Origin of the sequence: Sedimenticola sp., assembly GCF_050289425.1 — a bacterium.
Taxonomy (GTDB): Bacteria; Pseudomonadota; Gammaproteobacteria; order Chromatiales; family Chromatiaceae; genus Sedimenticola.
Map to the genome: position 1 here is coordinate 1 of NZ_JBNKFS010000010.1, position 24,348 is coordinate 24,348.

Genomic DNA, 24,348 nt, shown 5'->3' on the forward strand with positions numbered 1-24,348 from the left:
GTGATTGTGGCGATCAACAAAGACGAAGAGGCGCCGATCTTCCAGGTGGCCGATTACGGCTTGGTGGCGGATCTGTTCCAGGCCCTGCCGGAGTTGGAGCAGGCGTTGTAGACCTACTTAATCTGCAAGTGAGCAATAAACGCCTTGTGCTGGTTGCACAGGGCGTTTTTTTTGGGTGCATGTTTTGTAATGTCATCTTGTGTCGCTATGCGACGTTATATGATCGGGGGACCCGTCCCCCTACCCGGGTTACTTTTACGGGTAAAAGTAACCAAAACCCACACTCCACCACGCCACCCCTGCGGGGTTCCCTGTGTTTCTCGCCAACTACGGGGCGCGTATAACTCGCTACGCTCAGACAGATACGCGCCTGAATCCGTAGCCGGCTGCGATACTCGGTGGCGCGGAAGTCGGACTGGGGTGCGGATACTTTAGTTTTACACGGCTTTGCTTTTGATGAACTCTCAGAATGGCACGAACACCATTAGGGCACTTTCCCGTTCGGCCTGTCGAGCATCGCAGGGCTGAGCGGGAATAAGCGTAAAATTGTCTGAGCCGCACAGCGGCGAGTTTTTTCACGCGCTGCTCAGACCGAGAAGCGCAGAGGACCCGAAGGGCAGGCTGACCGGGGAAAGGCTTTTGGGTACTTTTGGCCGCAAAAGTACCTCGCCACAAGGCCGTCAGGCCGGGCGAAATACAGTCGCCAATCTTGGCTATGAATTATGCATGCCAAAGAATGTCATCCTTTCACGTAAAAAAGTGAAGTGGACAAACTTAATTTGTGTTGTTACCGATCCATCATCAGATTGCTCGCCTTGTTGTGCTGGTAGCCGTTACTCAAAAAATCGAGTAAACAGCTCCACCTCATCACGCGGCGTCCGGTAGCTGTTGACGATGGCATCTTTGTCTTCGTACCCCATGGCGAGTCCGACCACCAGTTTCTTATCATCAGGATAGCCCAACTCCCGCTTAATGATCTGTGGATATTCGCCCAATGCCGCCTGGGGGCAAGTGGCCAATCCCTCTTCAACCGCCATGAGCATGATTGATTGAATGAACATGCCGTAATCGAGATAGGAGCCGGTCTCCAGGATCGCGTCGATAAAGAAGAACATCATCACCGGGGCATCGAAGGCGCGATAATTGGCGGCCCACTGATCCTGTTGACGCTGTTTCTCTTCGCGGCTGATCTTGAGTGCCGAATACATCTGCAGCCCACAGGCACGTCGCCGCTCCTTATAGATGCCTTCCCATATTTCTGGATAGTATTGGAACTCCATGGCACCGGCCTGTCCATTACGGAAGGCGCTCTCCATGAGATCACCCAGCCGCCGACGTTTTTCGCCTGTTACAACGGCGACTTGCCAGGGTTGGGTATTGGTTCCTGACGGGGCGTGTCGTGCTGCATCCAGGATACGGATGATCTTTTCCTGTTCTACCTCTCGCGGTAGAAAGGCCCGGGTGGCCTTGCGTTGTCCCAGCGCCTCTTTTACCTGCATGATCGACTCCAATTTGAGGAAGTAGTGATAAAGCCATCTCTAGCTTTATCAGATATTAACTTACCTTTACGTAAACGTCATTTGTCGATCTTACTGGTATGTCCAGGAAAAGGAAAGTATCTGCAGCATGGATAAAACAGGAGAGGATGATCGGACAAATACGCTAGAATGACCCGGTTATCCCGCGATCTAAATGGCGGTTCCTTCGCTGGCCGCGCGCCCCGTTTATGCCAAACCAAACAGGACTATGCATGCAAAAGATGGAGTGTTTTAAAGCCTACGATATCCGTGGCCAATTGGGAAAATCCATGGATGAAGATATCGCCTATCGAATCGGTCGCGCCTATGCGACCTATTTACAACCACAGAGAGTGGTCATCGGCGGTGATATGCGACTCTCAACGGAAGCGCTCAAACAGGCGCTCGCCAATGGTTTGCAAGATAGTGGCGTTGAGGTGCTGGATATCGGCTTATGTGGTACTGAAGAGATCTATTTCGCTACCTCTCATCTGGGTACCGATGGCGGAATTGTCGTGACCGCCAGTCACAATCCGAAAGATTACAACGGCATGAAACTGGTCCGTGAATCGTCCAAACCGATCAGCGGCGATACCGGCCTCAATGATATTGAGGCCTTGGTCAGGGATAACCGTTTTCCAGCGGTGTCGCCAGCGCGGCGAGGGGTTTATCAACAAGTCTCGGTACGCGAAGCTTATGTGGATCATTTGATGGGGTATATCGCTGCCGATGTCATTCGACCGCTGAAGTTGGTGGTCAATGCCGGAAACGGTGTTGCAGGTCTCTGCATCGATGTTATCGAACAGCGGTGTGTCGAATTGGGCATACCGATTACCTTCAAAAAAATTCATCATCAACCTGATGGGACTTTTCCCAACGGTATCCCCAATCCGCTACTGGAAGAGAATCGGCAGGATACGATCAACGCAGTACGGGAACATCAGGCCGATTTCGGCATTGCCTGGGACGGTGATTTCGATCGCTGTTTCCTGTTTGATGAACAGGGTCGTTTTATCGAAGGCTATTATATTGTTGGCCTGCTGGCCGAGGCGTTTTTGGTCAAATACCCGGGCAGTCGAATCATTCATGATCCGCGCCTGATTTGGAATACCCAGGCTATAGTCAAACAGAATGGCGGTGAGGCAATTCAAAGTAAAACCGGTCATGCCTTCATCAAAGAACGGATGCGACAGGAAGATGCCGTGTATGGCGGTGAGATGAGTGCACATCACTATTTCCGTGATTTTTTCTACTGCGATAGTGGCATGATTCCCTGGCTATTGATTGCCGAACTGGTGAGCCAGAAGGGGCTGCCGCTGTCTGCGCTGGTGGACGACCGGATCGCTCAATTCCCGTCACCGGGTGAGATCAATAGCAAGATTGAGCATCCTGCCGCCGCCATCGCCCATGTTCTGGATCACTATAAGGATCAAGCACTTTCGGTGGACTATACCGATGGTATCAGTGTTGAACTGGAGAATTGGCGATTTAATCTGCGTAGCTCAAATACGGAGCCGGTTGTCAGACTGAATCTGGAAACCCGAGGTGATATTCGCTTGATGAATGAAAAGAGTGAAGAAGTGCTGGGGCTGCTGAGATCGTTCGATCGTTAACCGTTGTTGGGGGCATGAACCCGGGGCCGTAAATAAAAGCCCGCTCCTGACAGATAACAGGGCGGGCTTTTATTCGGTTGCAGCTATACCGAATAGCAACCGGTTAGGTACAGGTTAGCTGAGTACGTTATGCGCTTGCTGTACTTTCAGCTGCAGCTGCATTTTTGGCAGCCGCTTTACGTGGACGACGCTTGGCAGTCGTTTTACGTTTCTTGGGTGCTGTCGCCTTTGCCCAATCGCTTTCAAACTTTTCCAGCGCTTTCTGCTGCGCAGTGGATTTCTTGAGTGCATCAGCGGCATTTTTGAGAGCCTGCTTGGCATCTTTCATCTGGGCACGTAGTTCAGAGACCTTTTGACCGGAAGTACGCAATGCATCGCGAGCACGCTCTACTTGCTTTTGAGCAGCCGGTGTACGGTTGGCATTGGCTTTCTCGGTAGCGGCGTTCTTTTTATCACGCAATGCGGATTGGCGTGCTACGGCTTTATCCAACTGGCCTTTGATGCGGTCTGCACTCTTTTGTGCTTGTGCGGCGCCTTTCTCATAAAGCTTAGCCAGTTGAATCTGGGATTTGGCAATGGTCTGCTCAAGTTGAGTGACAGGAGAGACGCTGGGAGCTGCCTTTTTAGCGGCAGTAGTTTTTGTTGCACGGGTAGCAGTTTTTTTCGTAACGCGTTTTTTCGTGGTTCTTGCTTTTTTAGTGACCATCAGAGGTTCCCCATAGGAGTGTAAAGAATGCGACAGGTAGTTGAGTATCCCACGGATCGAATATTGCCAAAGATGAATAGCGTTGCCAATACCTTATTTGCTAATTCTGGAAATTATTCAAAGGTTTTACCGATATTAACGATGATTCACTTAAACAAAGGGCAATAATTAATCGCGAACGGTGATGATCAATGGATAAGCGCCTGGAGTTTCATGACAAGTTAGCGATGTCAATATTGCGCAACTTAATCGATTTTGTTTTTACCCATAAAATTTATATCGCATTCATTCACGGCCAAAAAAATTTTGGAAACAGGTTCAAGATATGATTTGGTCGGTCGCTAAATATTCCCAGATAGACCGGGTTTAACCATACGTTTATTTCCCGTCTATCATTGCCGGCAACTCAATACGTAGATGATTTCGTGACGACTGAACCTTCTTCACAGCCAGAAAGTCAGAAAGGGGCACAGCAGCGCATGCTGCTGTTTAGTCTATTTGGGCGACAAGTGTTTGGTATAAATGTCCTGAAGATCAAGGAGATCATTCCCTTTCATGCGATGAACACCCTTCCCAAGGCAAACCCCGCCATTATTGGCATTGCCCGCCTGCGCGGGCAACCTTTCCCGGTTATTGATCTCTCAAGCGCGTTGGGTATGACCACTGCCAAGACAGCGTCCGAGTATGCGGATTGTTCAATTATCATTTCTGAATTCAATCGGTCTCTGCAGGGATTCCTGGTAAACAAGGTGGATAAAATCATTTCACTCAAGTGGGATGCCATCCAGCCGCCTCCGGCATCTTCGGGACGTGCCAACTACATTACCGGTGTGATCAATGTCGACAATCAAATCGTCGAGGTGATTGATGTTGAGCGCGTGCTGAACGAGGTGGCACCACCCAAAGACAGTACCGGTAAAGGGGTTAGTCTTTCGGATGAACAACTTGAGCTGTTACGTCGCAAGCTTATCCTGGTAGTGGATGATTCCGGTCTCGCCCGGAAACAGATATCACAGACGTTGGCCATGATCGGCATTGAACCGGTGATGGCGAATGACGGTAAGGAGGCTTTACAGCTATTGCACGCGCTACATGATGAGGGACGTACCGTAGACCTGATTATTTCAGACATCGAGATGCCTGAAATGGATGGCTATACCCTGACACGTGAACTGCGTAAAGATCAGGATTTCGCTTCAGTCTATATTTTGCTGCACACTTCATTGGCGGGCGCTGTCAGCCAGGAGTATGCCACCGCCAGCGGAGCGAACGCGGCCCTGACCAAGTTCGTAACCGAGGAGTTGGCTGAAGCCGTCCTGGAAGGCCTGCGTCAGGAACACTGAGATGAAGGCCACCCGCTAGCCACTTTCCTGTTCGCACCCACGTCGGGTCAGAGTTACACTTGTGCAACACTTAGCCATCGGCCTATCGCTCTCCCTGCTATGAATAATGAAACCTATGCAGAACGCATCCGAGTACGCGGCCTGGTACAAGGTGTCGGTTTCAGGCCGACGGTCTGGAATCTTGCCAATCGTTGCAAGCTGTCCGGCGCCGTCTGGAATGATGCGGAAGGGGTGTTAATCGATGCGGTAGGCAGTCAGTCGTCGATAGATCGTTTGGTACAGCTAATTGAACAGCAACCACCGCCCCTGGCAAAGATCGATGTTATTGAGCGGCAACCCCTGGCGTTGGCTGGCAGAGCGGATTACATCGGATTTGAGATAGTAAAAAGCCGGGGTGGGGAAGTCTTGACCGGGATTGTGCCGGATGCGGCGACCTGTGACGCCTGTCTGCAGGATATCAACGACCCGCAAAATCGACGTTACCGCTATCCCTTTACCAATTGCACCCACTGCGGTCCCCGGCTCTCCATTGTGCGGGCAATCCCCTATGACCGTGCAACCACCAGTATGGCGGTCTTTCAGCAGTGTGAATCCTGCCTGACAGAGTATCGTGATCCGGCAGATCGCCGTTTTCACGCGCAACCCAATGCCTGCCCGGTATGTGGTCCGCGGGTCTGGTTGGAGGATGCGGCGGGTATATCGCTAACGGATGCCGTTGGTAACGAACCGATTACCCATGCGATTCGATTGCTGCAGTCTGGGGCAATCCTGGCGATTAAGGGAATCGGCGGTATTCATCTGGCCTGCGATGCCGGTAACGAGCAAGCGGTTACCACCCTTCGCCGTAGGAAGCAGCGCTACCATAAGGCCTTCGCTCTGATGGCGGCCGATATTGTAATGGTGCGCCACTATGCGGAGGTAAGCGAACAGGAGGCGCGTCTGCTGGAGAGTATCGCTGCGCCCATTGTTATATTGCAGCAGAGAGGGGATGCCACACTTGCATCCGCCATTGCACCCGGGCAAAACTCACTGGGTTTTATGTTGCCTTATACACCGTTACACCATTTGTTGATGCAGGGACTGCAACGACCCATTGTACTGACATCGGGAAATATTTCCGATGAACCGCAGGTGATCGCCAATGATGTCGCACATGTCCAGCTTTCGGGAATCGCCGATTATTGGTTATTGCACGACAGGGAGATTGTTAACCGTCTGGATGATTCCGTAGTACGGGTAATGGACGGAGAAGCCCGCATGGTGCGTCGTGCTCGCGGTTATGCACCGGCTCCGATTACACTGCCAACAACGTTTGCATCCGTGCCACCGATACTGGCGCTGGGCGGTGAGCTAAAGAATACCTTCTGTCTGATGAAGGGGAACAAGGCTATCCTCTCGCAACACATGGGGGATCTTGAAAACGGTGCCACCATCAAGGAGTACCACCGTTCACTGGCCCTCTATCGTCAGCTGTTCCAGCAGGATCCGTCCACGGTAGTGGTGGATCATCATCCCAACTACCTCTCCACCCAATGGGGACAGCAGATGGCGGAGGAGTTTGAGATCCATCTCGAGCGTGTGCAACACCATCATGCCCACATTGCCAGTTGCATGGCCGAACATGGCTGTGAGCTGGAGCAAGCGGATGTGTTGGGAATAGCACTGGATGGACTGGGAATGGGAGAAGAGGGGGCGCTGTGGGGTGGCGAGTTCCTACGGGTTAATTATCGATCGTTCCAGCGTCTGGGCTATTTCAAGCCGACCGCCATGCTGGGTGGCGCCAAAGCGATGTATGAACCCTGGCGTAATACTCTGGCCTATCTATTCAGCGAATTCAGTTGGGAAAATCTCACGCGAGACTATGCCGACTTGAATATCATCCAGTTCCTCAACAGTAAGCCGATTACCAATTTGCAACAGATGTTTGAGCGGCAGTTGAATTCTCCGTTGGCCTCTTCGTGTGGCCGGTTGTTCGATGCGGTGGCTGCCGCTATCGGCATCTGTCGCGATCAGGCGAGTCACGAGGGGCAGGCCGCCATTGAGTTGGAGGCACTGGTTGGGCGGGATCAGTTTGAAGCACTGGGCCCCGGTTATGGCTATCAGTCGACGCTGAATGATGGTCAGTATTTGTTGAGTTGGCGGCCGTTATGGCAAGCATTGCTGGATGATCTGCAACAGTCCGTAGCCCCGGCAGTGATAGCGGCCAAATTTCATAAAGGTCTGATCACGGCGGTCTCCGAGACGGCGCTGAACCTCTGTCGGCAGCAGAATCTTGACACGGTAGTACTTTCAGGCGGCGTATTTCAGAACAGGCTATTACTTGAAGGTGTCAGCCAGCGGTTACGTGAACAGGCGTTGACGGTATTGAGTCCCCGGTTATTACCCGCCAATGACGGTGGCCTTTCGCTGGGGCAAGCGGTTGTGGCGGCAGCACGTCAACTGCATCGGGTAAATTAGCGCCCTGGACATAGTCTGCTCAGCTTTCGAAACAGTGTTGCTGTGCTTTCAACCGGCGCAACACTTCAATTCGCTCTTCGGCCGAGATGATCCTTCCATTCTCCTTGTACTGGAGGTATCCCGCGTATCCGGATAAGGCGTAAGCAGGCATAAACAGTGTGGTACCGACCCAGATGGAAGTCCCTTGATAGGGGTCATTGTAAAAGTCCGGTTTATAGCTGTAGGTTTTCGGGACCAGTGCAGCCATCTCCTGCTCCAGCGCGAGGCAGCTTTTAAGCTGGTCACCCTCACTGGCCGTTTGGGTTGAGGGTGTTCGGTAGAGTTCGAAGGGGAGACGCATTTCGCTCGTTGACTGAGTTTGGCTATTTGAATCTTCTGCCGCCATAGTCACTGACGCCAACGTTGTCAGCACGAGGAAGGTGTATATTTTTTTACCTGCAGTGACGCTTGTCATCATCTTGGAATCCCCGGGTTATTCACCCCAATGGTAGCAGTATCGGCCGGAATGGAGATATATTGATTCTGTGGTGAAGCATTAAAGTCCTATTTTCCCGATCAATGTCTCATTTGGCAAAAAACCGATGAAATAGGTGTGAAAATGCTATATCATAAGTAATAGCTAATATTGTGTTAATGGAGCATGTCATGCCCGAACTCGAGTTTGAATTTTCACTGAAGCCGGACTCTGATCCCCAGCTTGCCGCCTATGTGGTGAAATTCTCGGGGAAATCAATAGTCTGGGATGATGAGACCGGTTCCGATCGAGTCGTTGGGGAGATTCACGGCCATAAACTGGATCTTGCTGCAGCGATTGTCGATGGGATAGACCAGTCATTACTGCTCGACTCGGTTTGTCCGGAAATGTCTGAGTTTTCTCAAACCGCATTCGGCGAGGGTGGTTGTCACTACCTTCAAGAGATGGCCGATGGCAGCCTGAAAAAGCAGGAGTGCAGCGGGCTGGTCTATATCAATGAAATTACCGTTGATCCGGATTTCCGGGGTCAGAGTATCGGTAGTGCCCTGATGGGCAAGATTGGTCAAATGGTTGATGTTGAGGACAGTATTATCGCGTTGAAGGCTTTTCCTCTGTCACCTGAGTACGGAAAACGGGTGCCGGAAGCGGATGTGGAAAGAGTAAAGCGGTTTTATGAGCGCTTGGGTTTTGCCCACATCGGCGGCGAGTTTATGGTGAAGCAGGCGAATCTTTGTGACACTATCAAGAAACGCTTGGCCTGGAGAAAGGATCGGCCGGAAAAGGAGCAACAATCTCAGTCCGAGAAGATCTACGTTTGACCGACTCTGTCTTGGGCCGACCCGGTGCATCTGCATCGTGTTAACAGGCCCTAGTGTCTGGGTAGATCTGTGTTATAAACTGTCGTTGATCTGATCGATCGATGTACCCGGCTGATAGGCTGAGGTGTCTGAGACGATCCCACTTTGACAAGGACAGAATATGGCAGATCGCAGTTTTAACTTTGCAGGATTCATGATTCGATGGGTCCTGGCTTTGCTTCTGGTTTTCACTACCTACAATCCCTCCGGCTATTCCTGGTACCACTGGCTCGCGCAAGCGGCCAACAAGATCGAACCGTTGATCGCGCTTGCCGGTGTACTGCTGTTGATCGGCTGGGTCATTTACGTGCGGGCGACGGCACGCTCCCTGGGTGTGATCGGTACACTGCTTGCCCTGGCGCTGTTTGGCACGCTGGTCTGGGCTTTGATCTACTATCAGGTGATCTCTCTCAGCAACACGACACTCCTGACCTATATCGTACTGATCATCCTGTCTGCCGTGATGGCGACCGGACTCTCCTGGTCCCATATTCGTCGTCGCATGAGCGGTCAACTGGATGTGGATGATCGCGATGACGATTGATCGCTATTTTGCATAGGCTGAAGATATAGCCGGTTGATCATCCGGGTCGATCTCAGTTAGGGAAATACAAACAGTGGAAACCCTTACTCTGGCGTTCAAAAGAAGTTTACACATCCTTTTGGTCGGGTGCTGTCTGGCTTTGGCGACGCTGTCCGCGTCTGCGCAGGATAACGGTGAAAAGCCGACATCCGAGACAGCTATCGCACCGAGTACCCTTGAAACGCTGCTCTCTTTTGTCAATCTTCGAAAGGATCTGCAAGCCGATATCAAGGCACTGAACAGGCAAATTCAGACCACCCATTCGGACGCCGAAAAGATCAGTCTGAAACAGCGCTTGGAGAAGCTGGAAAGCGATCTTAAAACCACCAACCGCAACTTTGAAAATATTGCAGCAGGTGTGGATATGACCACCTTACGGGGTGAACCGAGGGAGGAGTTTAACCTGCAACAGGAGGTGTTTGCACTCGTCAGGCCGGCGATTGATGAGATGAAGGAGATGACCGCCCGGGTCCGCCAGAAATCCGAGCTGAAAAAAAAGATCGCTTACTACGAGGAGCAGTTACCGGTCATTACCCAGGCGTTGGAAAACATAACCAAGCTAAAACAGGCCGGGGATAACAAGGCGCTGATAGAGAGCCTGAAGCAGACGGAAGCCCAATGGACCAAACAGCAGACATTTATCCAGAGTGAACTGCAGGCTGCCCAGTTGCAGCTGGATAAACTGAGTTCGGCGGAGACATCGCTGGCTGAAGCGTCGCAAAGTTATCTGAAATCTTTTTTCCAGAAGCGCGGGCTTTACCTGGGACTGGCGCTGTCGGTGGTGGTCGTTATCGTTCTACTGTCGCGATTGATCGCCGCTTCGATGCAGCGTTATATCCCCGGTTTTAGGGCCAAACACCGTAGCTTCAGGGTACGCCTGGTGGAGCTGCTGCATCGGGTCTTTACGGTATTGTTTGCCATCCTCGGTCCGATGGCCGTGTTTTACCTGGTGGAAGATTGGGTACTGTTCAGTCTGGGTATTTTACTGCTGTTTGGCATCGCCTGGGCGCTGAGACAGACGCTGCCGCGCTACTGGAGCCAGATCCAATTGTTCCTCAATATCGGCTCGGTTCGAGAAGGCGAACGGTTGTTGATGGAAGGGTTGCCCTGGCAAGTTGATCAGATCAATGTTTACAGCACCTTGATTAACCCGGTAGCCGGTATCAGTCAACGGGTGCCGATTGATGATTTGGTAGACCTCAAATCGCGCCCCTCTCAGTCCGACGAACCCTGGTTTCCCTGCAGCAAGGGGGACTGGGTGATCTTAAATAGCGGCATCAGGGGGAAAGTTGCCGGCATATCTCATGAAATGGTTCAACTGGTGGAGCGGGGCGGAGCCAGAATGACTTATCAAATGGCGGATTTTCTCGCCGCCTCGCCGCGCAACCTGTCGGTCAATTTTCGTATTAAAGAGATTATCGGGATCAGCTACCGGCTACAGAAAGAGAGTACCCAGGCGATTCCCGAAACCCTGCAGGCGTATCTATTTAAACGGCTACATGAAGAAGGGTATGGCGATCAATTGCTCAATTTGCGGGTAGAGTTTGCCGCGGCCAATACGTCATCACTGGATATCATGATCATTGCCGACTTTAAAGGTGAACTGGGCGATCTGTACAACCGCTTGCGTCGCGCTATCCAGCGCTGGTCCGTCGATGCCTGCAGCGAATACGATTGGGAGATCCCGTTCCCGCAACTGACACTGCACGGAGCGGTATCCGCCGCCGATTAATCGGCTGGATGATGGGGCGGGTTATCGCGGCAGGGTGACCACGGCCTCAAGCCCTCTATCCTTGCCCCTTTGCAGGATCACATCACCACCGTGTGCCCGGGCTATGTTACGTGCGATACCCAACCCCAGTCCCGTTCCCCCCGTCTCCCTTGCACGCGATGTTTCACGACGATAGAACGGATCGAACAACCCCTCCAGCTCAGCCTCCGGCACTCCCTCGCCCCGATCGGCGATAATGATGATTAACCGCTGTTTGCTATCTTCCACCCGTATCTCGGCGGCTTGTCCATAGCGCACGGCATTTTCGATCAGGTTCATTAAACAGCGTTTGAGTGCCAGCGGTCGGCCGCTGATGGGGGCGGCTTTGCTGTCTGCCAGGGTCATCGGCCAACCCAACTCTTGTGCGTCATCCTGCAGTGACTCCAGCAGGGCGGTGATACTGATCTGCACCGGCTGCTCTTTGCTTTCGGTACCGCGCAGATAATCCAGGGTAGCCAGCACCATCTGCTCCATCTCATCCAGATCCTTATCGAAACGTGATTGGAGTTCATCGTCCTTCAGCAGGGCGAGACGCAGGCGCAGCCGGGTAATGGGCGTTTTCAAGTCATGAGAAACTGCCGCCAGTACCCGGCTGCGGTCTTCGATATAGCGTCGGAGTCGTGTCTGCATCGTGTTAAAGGCCCGCACGGCGTTTTGCACTTCCCGTGGACCGCTTTCGTCCAGCGGCGGATAAGTGATGTCCTTGCCGATATTCTGTGCCGCCTCGGCCAGGGTGCCGAGAGGCTTGGTAACCCAACGGACCGCCAACAGGGAGAGCAGGATGATCGAAGCCAGCAGGATGGAGAGATAAGCCAGTAATTTATATGGCCAGTTTTCGACGCCTTCGGGCAGCGGGCGCAGGATATTCAGCCAACTGCCGTCGGACAGGCGGATACTGGCTTGGAAACCATTTCTCGGCGGCCGTGGGCGATACGCCGGTAGGGGCTCGTCGAACCGCCGCTCCGGGGTGAAATCATGGCGTTGCCGCCAGGGTGGGCGTTCCGGTTGATCGCCGTTGTGCAGGGGGTTGATCGCCACCCGGATCTCGGTATTTTCCGACAGCGCCTGTCTTAACAGCATCGCCAGATGATTGGAGGGGATGGCATTCGGGCCCTGGGGCAACGGTGTGTCGGACAGGGTAGTACGGAACTGGGGGGTGCTGAAGGCCCGGACGATGCGTGCCCGTTCTGCCTGGGGGGTATCCTCCAGCAGGTAGACGAGTGAAGCCACGCGCTGAATCAGCTGTATCCCGGTATTTTCCCGGATGGAGTCGATCCGGTCTTTCAGTAGCAGTCCGGTACTGAACAGTTGCGTGATGAGTAACCCGGCAATAAGGATCAGTACCAGCCGGCCAAACAGTGAGCGGGGGAAGAGTCTCATGTTAGCGGATTTCCAGCCTTGACCTGAACGGCAAAGATATAACCTTCACCTCTCACTGTCTTGATGATTGCCGGGTCTTTCGGGTCGTCCTCAAGGCGTCTGCGCAGGCGACTGATCAGTACGTCGATGCTGCGATCGAACGGGTCTGCTTCACGGCCTTGGGTCAAGTCAAGAAGCTGATCCCTGTTTAATACACGATTGGGGTGGTCGAGAAATACCTTCAACAGCCGGTATTCCGCTCCACTGAGTGGCACCACCAGGCCGGCGCCGGATTCGAGATGACGGGCTATCGGATTCAGGCTCCAGTCGGCAAAGCGGAGTGTCCGGGTGGTCGATTCCTGTTGCTCAAAAGGCAGCGCGGTGGTCCGTCTCAACACCACTTTGATGCGAGCCAAGAGTTCGCGCGGATTGAACGGCTTGGGCAGGTAATCGTCCGCACCCATCTCCAGGCCCAGGATGCGGTCCATCTCATCGCCACGGGCGGTAAGCATGATAATCGGTATCTTTGACTTGACGCGTAGATTACGGCAGAGCTCCAAACCATCGGCCCCGGGCAGCATGAGATCCAGCACCACCAGGTCGATGCGCTGCTCCTCCAGTACTCGGTTCATCGTTTTGCCTTCGCCCACCGTGGTCACGCGGTAACCGTTCTGCTCAAGATAAGCTTGCAGCAGGTTACGGATCTCCAGGTCGTCATCGACCACCAATATGTGTCGGGATTTTTCCATGACCTATTTATACGCGAATTGCCGGTCAACAGGAGAACGGATTTGTAACAGAGTGTAACAGCATGTGCCCTGTTACTCAGGGTTACAAAAAAGCGCTTTTCTGCAATCGCCGGGTTACATCCAGCTGTTCTCATAGTACCCACTGAAGGAGCAGTCCGCTCCGCCAACTGAGAGGAAAGCTGATGAAACGTTCAAATAAAATTCTGGTTACGCTGGTGGCTGTTGCCGGTATCGGTCTGGTGACCTTGTCACAGGTTTCTGCCAATGATCGCTATGACCGCTGTGGATTTGGTGCTGGCGATTCGAGTATGCGCTACGGGGGGGACGAAGATCGCGGCAGACACGGTTTTGGTGGTGACAAGTCCGGTGATCGTACCGCCAGGATGGAACAGGGTTTGGATATGATGAAGTATAAACTGCGCATTACTGAGTCGCAGGAGCCTGCCTGGCAAGCGTTTGAACAGAGCATGAAGCAGAAAATGGCCAACCGTTTGGAACGGCGTCAGGCGATGCGCGAGGGTAAGGAGATGACGGTTTCCGAACGGGTCGAGGCGATGCGCAGTGGGGCGGCCCAGATGACCGAAGCCGCGGATGCGATCGAGCAGCTCTACGCGAGTCTAACCCCGGAACAGCAAAAGATAGCCGATGAGATGCGGCCGATGGGTGGCATGCCGCGCATGCGTTGAAAGCAAATGGCTACTTGTTGAGACAGGTAGGGTGGGCACACACGGCGTGCCCACCTTACGGATCTTGATGAGTGAAACCGATCGGCGCCCATCTCGGGGGTGGGCGCCGATATTTTTCAGGACTGCAGCTCTTGGCGGTTGGCGAATAGCTCCAGCGCTTCCGGATTGGCCAGCGCCTCTTTGTTTTTTACCGGGCGATTGTGTACCACTTCGCGCACCGCCAGTTCGACGATTTTACCGCTCTTGGTGCGCGGGATGTCAGCCACCTGGACGACTCGGGCCGGGACATGGCGCGGAGTGGTGTTGGCACGAATCTGTTTTTTGACTTTATCGATCAAAGCTTCATCCAGGCTCAGATCGTCGCGCAGACGCACAAACAGCACCACTCGCACATCGCCGTCCCACTCCTGGCCGATTACCAGACTCTCCACCACCTCATCCAGTTGCTCTACCTGGCGGTAGATCTCGGCGGTGCCGATACGCACCCCACCGGGATTCAGCACTGCGTCGGAGCGTCCATAGATGATAATGCCATCCTGTGCCGTCAGCTCCACATAGTCACCGTGGCACCAGACATTGGGGAAGCGGTCGAAATAGGCGCTGTGATACTTCTCACCCGTCGGGTCGTTCCAGAAGCCGATCGGCATGGAGGGGAAGGGAGCGGTGCAGACCAGCTCGCCTTTCTCTTCACGCACCGCTTGACCCTCATCGTTCCACACCTCGACCTGCATACCTAGACCACGACACTGCAATTCGCCGCGGTAGACCGGCAGTACCGGATTGCCTAATGCAAAGCAGGAGATGATATCGGTACCGCCGGAGATGGAGGAGAGACACATATCCGGCTTGATATGCTCGTAGACGAAATCGAATGCTTCCGGCACCAAGGGAGAACCGGTGGAGCAGAGGGTGCGTACGGATGAGAGATCATGCGTCTCTCGCGGTTTCAGTCCCGCCTTGTTGATAGCGTCGATGAACTTGGCGGAGGTACCAAACTGGCTCATCTTCTCCGCATCGGCATAGTCAAACAGGACGTTGCCATCTGGATAGAAGGGGGAGCCGTCGTACAACAACACGGTCGCTTCGGCGGCCAGTCCCGAGACCAGCCAGTTCCACATCATCCAGCCGCAGGTGGTGAAGAAGAAGGTGCGGTCGCCCGGCTTTACGTCGGTGTGCAGCCGGTGCTCCTTGAGGTGCTGCAACAGGGTGCCGCCGGCACCGTGTACGATGCACTTGGGTACCCCGGTGGTACCGGAAGAGAACATGATGTAGAGCGGGTGATCGAACGGCAGCTGGTTGAAGCTGATCTCCTGTGCTTCGTAGCCGTCGATGAATTCCCCCAGAGGCAGGGCGCCCTCGATCGATTCCAGCGGGAACTCTTCCCGGGTATAGGGGATCACCACCACCTGCTCAATGCTGGAGATGCGTTGGCGGATCTCGGCGATCTTTTCCAGGCTGTCGTGGGTCTTGCCGTTGTAATAATAGCCGTCGGCGGCAAACAGCAGTTTCGGTTCAATCTGGCCGAAACGATCCACCACGCCGTTGACCCCGAAATCGGGCGAGCAGGAGGACCAGATCGCCCCCAGGCTACTGACGGCCAGCATGACGATGATGGTCTCCGGCATATTGGGCAGGTAGGCGGCCACCCGGTCCCCCTCGCCAATGCCGGCGTCTCGCAGTGCCTGGGCTACCCGGGAGACGTGATGATAGAGTTCACGGTGGCTGACGCGTCGCTGTACCTTGTCCTCGCCGCGAAATATCAGGGCATCGCTGTCGTCCCGGCGGCGCAGCAGATTCTGCGCGAAATTGAGCCGTGCCTGGGGGAACCAGCGGGCCCCCGGCATCCGGTCACCCTGTTCCAGCACCGTCTCGCCCCGGGTCTCGGCGATGACGCCGCTCTCTTCCCAGACGGCGCTCCAGAAAGACTCCGGCTGTTCGATGGACCACTGGTAGAGCTGTAAATAATCCGCCAACTGCAGGGCATGCTTCTGGTTAACAAAGTGTCGAAAGCGGGTAACGTTTGCCTGTTCGATCTGTTCGGGATTGGGTTGCCAGAGGGGTTCTGCCATTGATATCTCCACCGGTAATTACTTAACGCTTACGTAAACGTCATAAAAGAATAGCACTGATCAGGCATAAAATGAAAACGGTCTGATCTGTTCTTTGAACACTTTTCCGATTGTCTGTTTTTAGCCGCGAATGAACGCAAATAAACGTGATTTAGGTTAGGGAACCTCTTCCTCGTTCCCACGCTCTGCGTGGGAATGCATAGGGCAGCATACCGTACGCACGCTGTAACACAGCGTTTGCCGATCGTGCATGCGTCGGGTTATGCGGCACCCGGGCCTTGTCGTGGTCTGGACACCTGGTGCCCCAACCTACGCGGCCTTATCGCAGCTTTGGGGAGGATCATAGCAGAGCCGCTAGCGGCTTGCCCTCTCATCGTGGATGACTCCCCGGCGCAGTTGGTCCAGCTCGATCGACTCGAACAGCGCCTTGAAGTTACCCTCGCCAAAACCCTCGTTGCCCTTGCGCTGAATGATCTCGAAAAAGATCGGTCCGATGACCGTACGGGTAAAGATCTGCAGCAGTAGACCCTGTCCCTGGGTGGGGGCGCCATCGATCAGGATGCGGTTCCTTCTCAACCGTTCCAGATCCTCGCCATGCCCCGGTACCCGGGCATCGACTTGCTCATAATAAGTATCCGGTGTCTCCTGCAGGGGGACGGCGCGCTGGTGCAACCGTTCGACCGTGCTGTAGATGTCAGGGGTGCCCAGGGCGATGTGTTGAATCCCTTCCCCGTGATAGGCGTGGAGATACTCCTGGATCTGGGATTTGTCATCGCTGCTTTCGTTGATCGGGATGCGGATTTTACCGCAGGGGCTGGTCATCGCACGGGATTTGAGGCCGGTCAGTTTGCCCTCGATATCGAAATAACCGACCTCCCTGAAATTGAACAGGCGGGAGTAAAACTCCGCCCACTCATCCATGCGACCGCGATAGACATTGTGGGTGAGATGATCGATATAGGTGAAGCCGACTCCCTTGGGGTGTTGGTCTACGCCTTTGATAGGGATGAAGTCCACATCGTAGATGCTGCCTCTGTCGCCGTAGCGGTCCACCAGGTAGATCAGGGAGTCACCGATCCCTTTGATCGTAGGGATGTTGAGCTCCATCGGTCCGGCCTTGGTTTCGACGCCCCAGGCGCCGTGCTCCAGGGCCATCTGATAGGCGTGTGCCGCATCCTTTACCCGGAAGGCGATGGCACAGGCGCTGGGGCCGTGTTGCTGGGCGAAGGCGCGCGGAAAGCCGGTCTTCTCCGCGTTGATAATGAAATTGACGCCACCCTGCCGGTAGAGGGTGACCGCCTTGGATCGGTGACGGGCGATGGCGACAAAGCCGAGTTGCTCAAACAGTTTGCCCAGTGTCTCCGGTTCCGGCGAGGTGTATTCGACGAATTCAAAACCGTCGGTACCCATCGGGTTATCCCAGAGTTGTCCCATGCTTCACCTCCTGGTCGCTGCCTGTTTATAAGAATATTCACATAGGGTGGGCACGTCGCCTGTGCCCAGGTTCAAGGATGGACTGATTCCGCATGGTCACAAAAAGCGTGTCCACCCTACCAAACTAAAAATTTAGATAACGGTTAGGGTGGCCGAGTTCAAACCGCGTCCGGTTGGTTTTCCGGTCTTGCCCGCTCGAAGGCATCGATCGCGAGGCACGTCTGTTCGATGCGTACGATAGTGGGGTAAGGCGTCAGGTCCAGTTCAAAACGCCGTGCATTGAAGACCTGGGGCACCAGGCAGACGTCAGCCAGGGTGGGCCGGTCGCCACAGCAGAATTCGCTGTCAGATGCGGATTGTTGCAGTATCTGCTCAATCGGACGAAACCCCTCATCCAGCCAGTGGTGATACCAGGCCAGTTTCTGCGCCTCGCTGACGCCGAGTTCTGAGACCAGATACTTCAGGATTCGCGAGTTGTTCACCGGATGGATGTCGCAGGCCACCATCTGAGCGAGGGCCCGGATATGCGCCCGCTGCAGCGGATCGTCCGACAATAGCGCCGGCTCCGGATGCCGCTCGTCCAGGTACTCGCAGATCGCCAGAGATTGCTGCAGTACGTGGCCATCCAGGTCCAGGGCCGGTACTAGTCCCTGGGGGTTAATAGCCCGGTACTCCGGGCTGCTCTCTTCATTCTGCAGTAGATTGACCCCGGCTTGCCGGTAATCGATCCCCTTCAGGTTGAGAACGATACGTACCCGGTAAGCGGCGGTGGAGCGGAAGTAGTCGTAGAGTGTGATCATGGTCCCTGGTACGGCTCCACTTGCTGGTCGATATCGCCGAAGACGTTGTGGCCCGCCTCATCTTCCATGCGAATACGGATGGTATCGCCAAAACCCATAAACGGGGTCTGCGGTTTACCGCTGTTGATGGTTTCGATCATGCGCACTTCGGCGATGCAGGAGTAACCGACACCGCCATCGGCTATGGCCGAACCCCACTCGGTGTTCTGTTTGTTGGAGACGGTGCCGGAGCCGATAATGGCGCCAGCGCCGAGCGGACGCGTCTTGGCGGCATGGGCGATCAGCTGTGGGAAGTTAAAGGTCATATCCACCCCCGCATTGGCCTTGCCGAAGGGTTGGCCATTGTAATCGACCAGTAGGGGCAGGCTGACCCGTCCCTCGTTCCAGTGGTCACCCAGTTCGTCCGGGGTGACTGCTACCGGTGAAAAGGCGCTGGAGGGTTTCGATTGGAAAAAGCCAAAACCCTTGGCCAGTTCGGCCGGTATCAGGCCGCGCAGGGAGACATCGTTGACCAGCATCAGGAGACGGATCTGCCCGGCTGCCTGTTCTGTCGTGCAGCCCATCGGCACGTCACCGGTGATCACCGCCACTTCACCTTCGAAGTCGATGCCCCAGGCGGTGTCCGCCATGCAGATCGGATCGCGGGGGCCAAGAAAACTGTCCGATCCGCCCTGGTACATCAGCGGGTCGTGCCAGAAACTCTCCGGGATCTCTGCGCCGCGCGCCTTGCGCACCAGCTCCACATGGTTGACATAGGCGCTGCCGTCGGCCCACTGATAGGCACGGGGCAGGGGGGAGGCGAGCTGTGTCATCTCCAGTTCGAAATCGTCAGATACCCCGCCCGCATTGAGCTGGTTATAGCGTGCCTGCAGGGCGGGTTCTGCCGCGGACCAGTTATCCAGTGCCGCTTGCAGGGTGGGGGCGATATCGTCGGCACGCACCGCGCGGCTGAGGTCCCGTGAGACTACCAGCAGGATACCGTCACGCCCCTGTTTCAGTGAAGCCAGTTTCATAGTTCATTCCCTTTGCCCTCGATTCGGGGCTGCCCTGTAAAAAACGATTAGCCGCGAATGAACGCGAATAAACGCAGATAATAATTTGGCTTGTCTGTAGGGTGGGCACGTCTTGTGCGCCCACGCTGTTATTCGTGTGACTAAGTTAGCGTGGGCACAAAAAGCGTGCCCACCCTACTATCTGAGCGCAATGGTTGATATGCCGCATTACGCTTTGAACTCCTTCTCATGCAGCCAGGAGGCGTGGGTGACCACTTTTTTGGTTTTGCTCCACTCCTCCAGCATGGCGGGTGCGATAGTGTGCAACTCCTCCAGCATCTCCGGGGTGGCAGTCACCGTGGTCAATTCCAGGCGGTGTCCGTTGGGGTCGAAGAAGTAGATCGACTTGATGATTTCGTGGTTGGTCGGTCCCACCACGTCGATGCCGTTGGCCTCCAGTTGTGCCTTGGCCGCCATCAATGCGGCCTCGTCTTCCACCTGGAACGCGATATGCTGTACCCAGTCCGGCGTGTTGGGATCCTTGCCCATCGGCGGTGAGTGGGGTACTTCGAAGAAGGCGAGGATATTACCCATGCCGGCATCCAGGAACAGATGCATATAGGGATCCGGTTCCTTGGTGGAGGGGACCTTGTCTTCGGAAATGGCGAGCAGGAAATCCATGTTGAGATTCTTGGTGTAGAACTCGACGGTCTCCTTGGCATCCTTACAGCGGTATGCGACGTGATGAATCTGTTTGATTTCCACAGGTAGCTCCTGTCACTTGGACGATAAAAGTAAAAGCGGTCGGTCAGCTCAACCCATCGGCGGCGATCTGCAGCGCCTCTTCCAGGGTCTCTTCGTCGCCAATATGGTTGGCCAGCAGCAGGATCAGTTTGGCGTTAGCCAGTTGACTCTGCTCCTCGGTCAAGTCCCGGTGCATATCCACAAGAGCGTTATAAAAGTCATCCGGTCGGTTGAGCGTCGGTTGAATATTCAGTTTGCGTGTCTCGATCATCTGTCTTGCTCCTTCAGCCTTGGCCGGTGGCCCGGTTCAGCGCGGATTTAATCTTTTGTGGGTTCAGCTCACGCCAGCGTGCGGTGACATGCTGATCCGGCCGGAACAGATAAAAGGTGCCCGGTTGGCCATCAAAGCGTTCGGTTAATCTTCCCTTCGAATCTGTGAGGGTGGTAATTCCGGCAGGTAGCCCACGGCCATCATTCAGGCCGACTACCAGGATATTGAGTGGAATCTCTGATTGTGCAGTCAGCGTGCTGAGGGTGGTCAGTTCGCTGTCGCTCAGGGTGCCGTTTTCTTGGGGGAAATAGAGCCCGTTGAACCGGTTGTTGCCGATCAGTTGCAGGAACCAGTCGCCGTCATTGACCGGAGCGTCGGTGCTGGGAGTACCTGGCGTCATCTTGCAGTTGAAGGAGGCCTCGTCCGGCGTGTTGAGCGACGACTGCCGATAGACGGCCGGCATGGAAAGACGGCCGCTATTGACCATGGTACGGGCAAAGGGGTACTCCTCTGCCAGCAGCAGCGTGGCGTTGCGGAAAGTGCGGCTCATCTCACTTTTGGGTGTGATGAAGTCGGTGCTGCGGGTGGAGTTGAGCAGATTTTCATCGGCGGCCGGGATCCGCTCGTCATCATAACTGTCGAGCAGTTTGTCCGGTGCTTTGCCGTCCAGTACCAGTTTTATCTTCCACATCAGATTGTCGGTATCCTGGAAACCGCTGTTGGCGCCGCGGGCGCCGAACGGGGAGACTTGATGGGCGGCGTCGCCGACAAAGAACAGACGGCCGTGACGGAACTTTTCCATGCGTCGGCACTGGAAGGTGTAGACCGAAGTCCACTCCAGTTCAAATTCGGTCTCCTCACCGAGCATCGCCTTGAGCCGGGGGATGACATTGTCCGGTTTTTTCTCCTCCTCCGGATCGGCGTCCCAACCCAGTTGGAAGTCGATGCGCCAGACATTGTCCGCCTGGCGGTGGAGTAGGGTGGAACCGCCCTGATGGAAGGGCGGATCGAACCAGAACCAGCGCTCCGGTGGAAAGTCGGTCTCCATCACTACGTCGGCGATCAGGAAGCGGTCCTGGAACACCTGGCCGCTGCTCTCCAGTCCCATCATCTTGCGAATGCCGCTGTTGGCACCGTCGGCCACGATCAGGTAGTCGCAGGTGAGGCGGTAGTCGCCATCCGGGGTTTCGATCTGGATCTCCACCTGGTCACCCTTCTCTTCAACGGCGGTGACCCGGCTCTTCCAGCGCAGTTGCAGATTCTCGGATTGCTGAATCTGATCCACCATATACTCTTCCAGGTAGTACTGCTGCAGATTGATAAAGGCGGGCCGATGATGATCCGATTCCGGCAGCAGGTTGAAGGAGTAAACTTGATCTTCCTGGAAAAAGACCTTGCCGAGATTCCAGGTGATGCCTTTGTCCACCATGCGCTGACCGCAGCCAAGCCGATCGAGAATCTCCAACGCCCGTTTGGCGTAACAGACGGCACGGGAACCGATGCTGACGGTATTGTTGTCGTCTAGGATGACGGTTGGAATACCCTGTTTCGCGGCGTCCAGACCGGCGGCCATACCGACAGGGCCGGCACCGACCACAATAACCGGATAGTGAACCGGGGTGGGGGCGTCCTGATCGGGCGAGTGGCTATACGCATAGACCGGGTTTTGATGGGTCTGCAACATGGATGATCGATCCTCCTACGGTGTCGGCTTTCCGCCTGTATCTATTAGGGATGCTCGGATTAAAGCCTTCCCTGGCTTTATCGGAGCAAGAAAACAAAAAATGTGATTTTGTGCTTTCTTAGGTTTGGTGCCGGTTTAGAGCGCGTCCTGCAGCGCGTGCCACATCTCGGTATCGCGTTCCGCCGTCCAGATACGGGGATCCGGATAGTCGCCGGCCTCGTCAAAGGCGCGGGTGATATCGAACGGCAGGCAGTGATCGAAGATCACCCAGTTGCCGAACTGTGGTTGCAGCACTTTATAGGTTTCGGTGTAGATCTCGTTAAGCACCTTGCCTTCGGCGCGGCCTTTTTTCACGCTCTCGAACATCTGGGTAAGGAAATCCTGGGTGCCGCTGATGGCGGCTTCAACGGTTTCCGGGGTGGTGAGGGCATCGCCACGGCCAGGAACCAACTTTTCGGCACCCAGTGCACGAACATTGGCCAGCGTCTGGGGCCAGTCGGTCAGGTAGGCATCGCCGGTGTAGGGAGTGGCGCCAAACTCCACCAGGTCACCACTGAACAACACCTTCTCATCCGGCAGCCAGACCACGATGTCGCCCTTGGTATGGCCTCGTCCGATATGCTTCAGCTCCACCCGGCGTTTACCCATCCATAGCGTCATGGAAGTTTCAAAGGTGAGGGTCGGCCAGGTGAGTCCGGGTACCGATTCAACCCCCTGGAACAGACGGGGAAAACGGCCCACTTCGGAGTCAAAGTCAAACTGGCCCCGCTCGACGATCAAGTCATAGGTCGCTTGGCTGGAGATGATGTGATCGGCATGGTAGGCGGAAGCCCCCATGACGCGGACCGCGTGGTAGTGTGACAGCACAACATATTTGATCGGCTTGTCGGTCACTTCTCGGATGCGCCGGATCACATCCTGAGCCATATCCGGAGTGGCCTGGGTATCGATCACCATGACACCGTCATCACCGATAATAATGCCGGTGTTGGGATCGCCCTCGGCGGTATAGGCGTAGACGCCCTCGGCCAGCTTGTCGAATGATACGGTTTTCTCTTCAACGTCTGCATGGGATGCAAATTTTTTGCTCATGGTGCGGTTTCCTTCTCTCTATCCGGGGCGTAAGTATTAGTTGCTGGTGAAACTGTAAAGTATGACAAATGTCATTTGCCGGTAAATATAGTTACAAAAGAAACTAATAACAACATCTAAAAATGTAGGTTAATTCGAGGGGGATCCTCTTGGGATAAAGTATAGTCGGTGGCACTGGGCTGGCTGCGTGGGGCAAGCGGGCGCCAGGCCGGGAGTTGAGGGGGGCGGTTTTGGCCGGGTTGTGTTTCTGTCCGAGTAGGGAAACTCAGACTTAATCAGAGATTCCTTGGGAATAAAGAGCGAAGTTAGGTGGGCCGTCCGGATAACGGGATAGCCGATCTTATCTGGACTGTTTGGGTGAAGGGATAGTCAGGATGGATGTGGGGGTAACGCCTGTCCCATTACGGCTACGGGACGGGCGTGAAGTGGAACCGGGCGTTTAGCTGGTAATGCAGAGCTCGCGGGCTCGTGCCTCAAGTTTGCTCAGTAACTGATCAAATTCTTTCATCTCTTTGGCATTGAACGGCATTAGCAGTTGGCGTTCACGCTCCAGGGCGAGGGGGACGATCTGCTGGTAAACCTTCATCCCTTTGGCCGCCAGACGCAGCTGGGATTTGCGCCGATCCTTTTTATCGGTTTTGCGTAGTACCCGGCCGGACTTGGTCAGGCTGGAGACGGCCCGGCTCACCTGTACTTTGTCCATATTGGTGCGCTCGCAGATCTCATTGGCAGAAAGGGGTTGGTAATTACCCAGTACCGCAATAACCCGCCACTCCATGATGCTGATGTTAAAACGCTCGGAATAGATCGTGGCAATACTGCCGGAGACAAAGTTGCTTAATACCGATAGGCGGTATGGGATGAAGTTCTCAAGCTCGACCCTCGGCTCGTCACTGTTGTTGGCTATATTGTTCTGAGACAACTTGCTACTCCATTGGGCAAATGAATCTAACGATAACCGGCGCATGTACATTTATTGGCACCAGCTGACGCGAGTATATGGCTCACGGGCCATTGACGCAAAGTACTCGTCAGGGCCTCTGTTTGAGGCGAACAGACCGATTCCGCATTGTAAGCCAACTCTACGTTATCTAGCCACTTTTCGCGTACAGAATCTGTCAACACGTGATGCTGTTGTGTTTCCAC

General features: G+C 54.7%; 21 protein-coding genes and 1 pseudogene. 8 read left to right on the forward strand and 14 right to left on the reverse strand.

The window, feature by feature from the left end:
• Positions 1–111: pseudogene (locus tag ACQY5R_RS08530) on the forward strand (electron transfer flavoprotein subunit alpha/FixB family protein); the annotation flags it as partial.
• A 722-nt stretch (positions 112–833) separates the two neighbouring features.
• Here the strand turns inward: ACQY5R_RS08530 and ACQY5R_RS08535 are convergent.
• Positions 834–1,499 carry a nitroreductase gene (locus tag ACQY5R_RS08535; RefSeq protein WP_428606981.1) on the reverse strand — a complete coding sequence of 222 codons (666 nt, stop codon included), beginning with the start codon at positions 1,497–1,499 and terminating at the stop codon, positions 834–836.
• 251 nt (positions 1,500–1,750) lie between these two features.
• Between ACQY5R_RS08535 and ACQY5R_RS08540 the strand changes: the two genes are divergently transcribed.
• Positions 1,751–3,130: a phosphomannomutase CpsG gene (locus ACQY5R_RS08540; RefSeq protein ID WP_428606983.1), complete on the forward strand. Its 1,380-nt coding sequence runs from the start codon at positions 1,751–1,753 to the stop codon at positions 3,128–3,130.
• 127 nt (positions 3,131–3,257) lie between these two features.
• Here ACQY5R_RS08540 and ACQY5R_RS08545 read toward each other — a convergent pair whose 3' ends face one another.
• Positions 3,258–3,836: a hypothetical protein gene (locus ACQY5R_RS08545; RefSeq protein ID WP_428606986.1), complete on the reverse strand. Its 579-nt coding sequence runs from the start codon at positions 3,834–3,836 to the stop codon at positions 3,258–3,260.
• A gap of 425 nt (positions 3,837–4,261) precedes the next feature.
• Between ACQY5R_RS08545 and ACQY5R_RS08550 the strand changes: the two genes are divergently transcribed.
• Together ACQY5R_RS08550 and hypF are read left to right on the forward strand one after the other, a co-directional pair.
• Entirely contained in the window at positions 4,262–5,179 is a 918-nt protein-coding gene (locus ACQY5R_RS08550) for a chemotaxis protein (RefSeq protein WP_428606988.1), read from the forward strand.
• 99 nt (positions 5,180–5,278) lie between these two features.
• Complete coding sequence (gene hypF, locus ACQY5R_RS08555; protein ID WP_428606991.1) at positions 5,279–7,636, forward strand: carbamoyltransferase HypF; 2,358 nt, start codon at positions 5,279–5,281, stop codon at positions 7,634–7,636.
• Between the two features lie 19 nt (positions 7,637–7,655).
• Here the strand turns inward: hypF and ACQY5R_RS08560 are convergent, their stop codons facing one another.
• Positions 7,656–8,093 (reverse strand): hypothetical protein, encoded by a 438-nt coding sequence (locus ACQY5R_RS08560; RefSeq protein WP_428606994.1) that lies wholly within the window; start codon positions 8,091–8,093, stop codon positions 7,656–7,658.
• A gap of 188 nt (positions 8,094–8,281) precedes the next feature.
• On the opposite strand from ACQY5R_RS08560, the gene ACQY5R_RS08565 reads away from it, so the two are divergent.
• The 3 genes from ACQY5R_RS08565 (at position 8,282) to ACQY5R_RS08575 (ending at position 11,283) form a co-directional block, all read left to right on the forward strand.
• On the forward strand, positions 8,282–8,929 hold the full coding sequence (locus tag ACQY5R_RS08565) for a GNAT family N-acetyltransferase (RefSeq protein ID WP_428606996.1): 648 nt from the start codon (positions 8,282–8,284) through the stop codon (positions 8,927–8,929).
• A gap of 160 nt (positions 8,930–9,089) precedes the next feature.
• Complete coding sequence (locus tag ACQY5R_RS08570; RefSeq protein WP_428606999.1) at positions 9,090–9,512, forward strand: DUF6524 family protein; 423 nt, start codon at positions 9,090–9,092, stop codon at positions 9,510–9,512.
• A gap of 139 nt (positions 9,513–9,651) precedes the next feature.
• Positions 9,652–11,283 carry a hypothetical protein gene (locus ACQY5R_RS08575; protein WP_428607001.1) on the forward strand — a complete coding sequence of 544 codons (1,632 nt, stop codon included), beginning with the start codon at positions 9,652–9,654 and terminating at the stop codon, positions 11,281–11,283.
• Positions 11,284–11,304: 21 nt separating this feature from the next.
• Here ACQY5R_RS08575 and ACQY5R_RS08580 read toward each other — a convergent pair whose 3' ends face one another.
• Both ACQY5R_RS08580 and ACQY5R_RS08585 read right to left on the reverse strand, forming a co-directional pair.
• Positions 11,305–12,702, reverse strand: a complete 1,398-nt coding sequence (locus ACQY5R_RS08580) for an ATP-binding protein (RefSeq protein WP_428607003.1) — start codon at positions 12,700–12,702, stop codon at positions 11,305–11,307.
• Positions 12,699–13,430: a response regulator gene (locus ACQY5R_RS08585; protein ID WP_428607005.1), complete on the reverse strand. Its 732-nt coding sequence runs from the start codon at positions 13,428–13,430 to the stop codon at positions 12,699–12,701. The genes ACQY5R_RS08580 and ACQY5R_RS08585 overlap by 4 nt, the downstream gene beginning before the upstream one ends.
• Positions 13,431–13,612: 182 nt before the next feature.
• Between ACQY5R_RS08585 and ACQY5R_RS08590 the strand changes: the two genes are divergently transcribed.
• A complete protein-coding gene (locus tag ACQY5R_RS08590; protein ID WP_428607008.1) occupies positions 13,613–14,116 on the forward strand; it encodes a Spy/CpxP family protein refolding chaperone in 504 nt (167 codons plus the stop codon).
• A 116-nt stretch (positions 14,117–14,232) separates the two neighbouring features.
• Here ACQY5R_RS08590 and ACQY5R_RS08595 read toward each other — a convergent pair whose 3' ends face one another.
• The 9 genes from ACQY5R_RS08595 to ACQY5R_RS08635 form a co-directional block, all read right to left on the reverse strand.
• A complete protein-coding gene (locus ACQY5R_RS08595) occupies positions 14,233–16,185 on the reverse strand; it encodes an acetoacetate--CoA ligase (RefSeq protein WP_428607010.1) in 1,953 nt (650 codons plus the stop codon).
• 354 nt (positions 16,186–16,539) lie between these two features.
• Positions 16,540–17,619 carry a 4-hydroxyphenylpyruvate dioxygenase gene (gene hppD, locus ACQY5R_RS08600; RefSeq protein ID WP_428607013.1) on the reverse strand — a complete coding sequence of 360 codons (1,080 nt, stop codon included), beginning with the start codon at positions 17,617–17,619 and terminating at the stop codon, positions 16,540–16,542.
• Between the two features lie 158 nt (positions 17,620–17,777).
• Positions 17,778–18,419: a maleylacetoacetate isomerase gene (gene maiA, locus ACQY5R_RS08605; protein WP_428607016.1), complete on the reverse strand. Its 642-nt coding sequence runs from the start codon at positions 18,417–18,419 to the stop codon at positions 17,778–17,780.
• Positions 18,416–19,432 carry a fumarylacetoacetate hydrolase family protein gene (locus ACQY5R_RS08610; RefSeq protein WP_428607018.1) on the reverse strand — a complete coding sequence of 339 codons (1,017 nt, stop codon included), beginning with the start codon at positions 19,430–19,432 and terminating at the stop codon, positions 18,416–18,418. Before ACQY5R_RS08610 ends, maiA begins: the two co-directional genes overlap by 4 nt.
• Before the next feature lie 207 nt (positions 19,433–19,639).
• Positions 19,640–20,176: a VOC family protein gene (locus ACQY5R_RS08615; protein ID WP_428607020.1), complete on the reverse strand. Its 537-nt coding sequence runs from the start codon at positions 20,174–20,176 to the stop codon at positions 19,640–19,642.
• A 43-nt stretch (positions 20,177–20,219) separates the two neighbouring features.
• Positions 20,220–20,426 carry a DUF2783 domain-containing protein gene (locus tag ACQY5R_RS08620; protein WP_428607023.1) on the reverse strand — a complete coding sequence of 69 codons (207 nt, stop codon included), beginning with the start codon at positions 20,424–20,426 and terminating at the stop codon, positions 20,220–20,222.
• A gap of 13 nt (positions 20,427–20,439) precedes the next feature.
• On the reverse strand, positions 20,440–22,110 hold the full coding sequence (locus ACQY5R_RS08625) for an FAD-dependent oxidoreductase (protein WP_428607025.1): 1,671 nt from the start codon (positions 22,108–22,110) through the stop codon (positions 20,440–20,442).
• A gap of 135 nt (positions 22,111–22,245) precedes the next feature.
• The gene (locus ACQY5R_RS08630) at positions 22,246–23,202 is read right to left on the reverse strand and encodes an MBL fold metallo-hydrolase (RefSeq protein ID WP_428607027.1); all 957 of its coding nucleotides are present in this window, start codon (positions 23,200–23,202) and stop codon (positions 22,246–22,248) included.
• 439 nt (positions 23,203–23,641) lie between these two features.
• On the reverse strand, positions 23,642–24,124 hold the full coding sequence (locus ACQY5R_RS08635) for a MarR family winged helix-turn-helix transcriptional regulator (protein WP_428607029.1): 483 nt from the start codon (positions 24,122–24,124) through the stop codon (positions 23,642–23,644).
• Positions 24,125–24,348 lie beyond the last annotated feature (224 nt).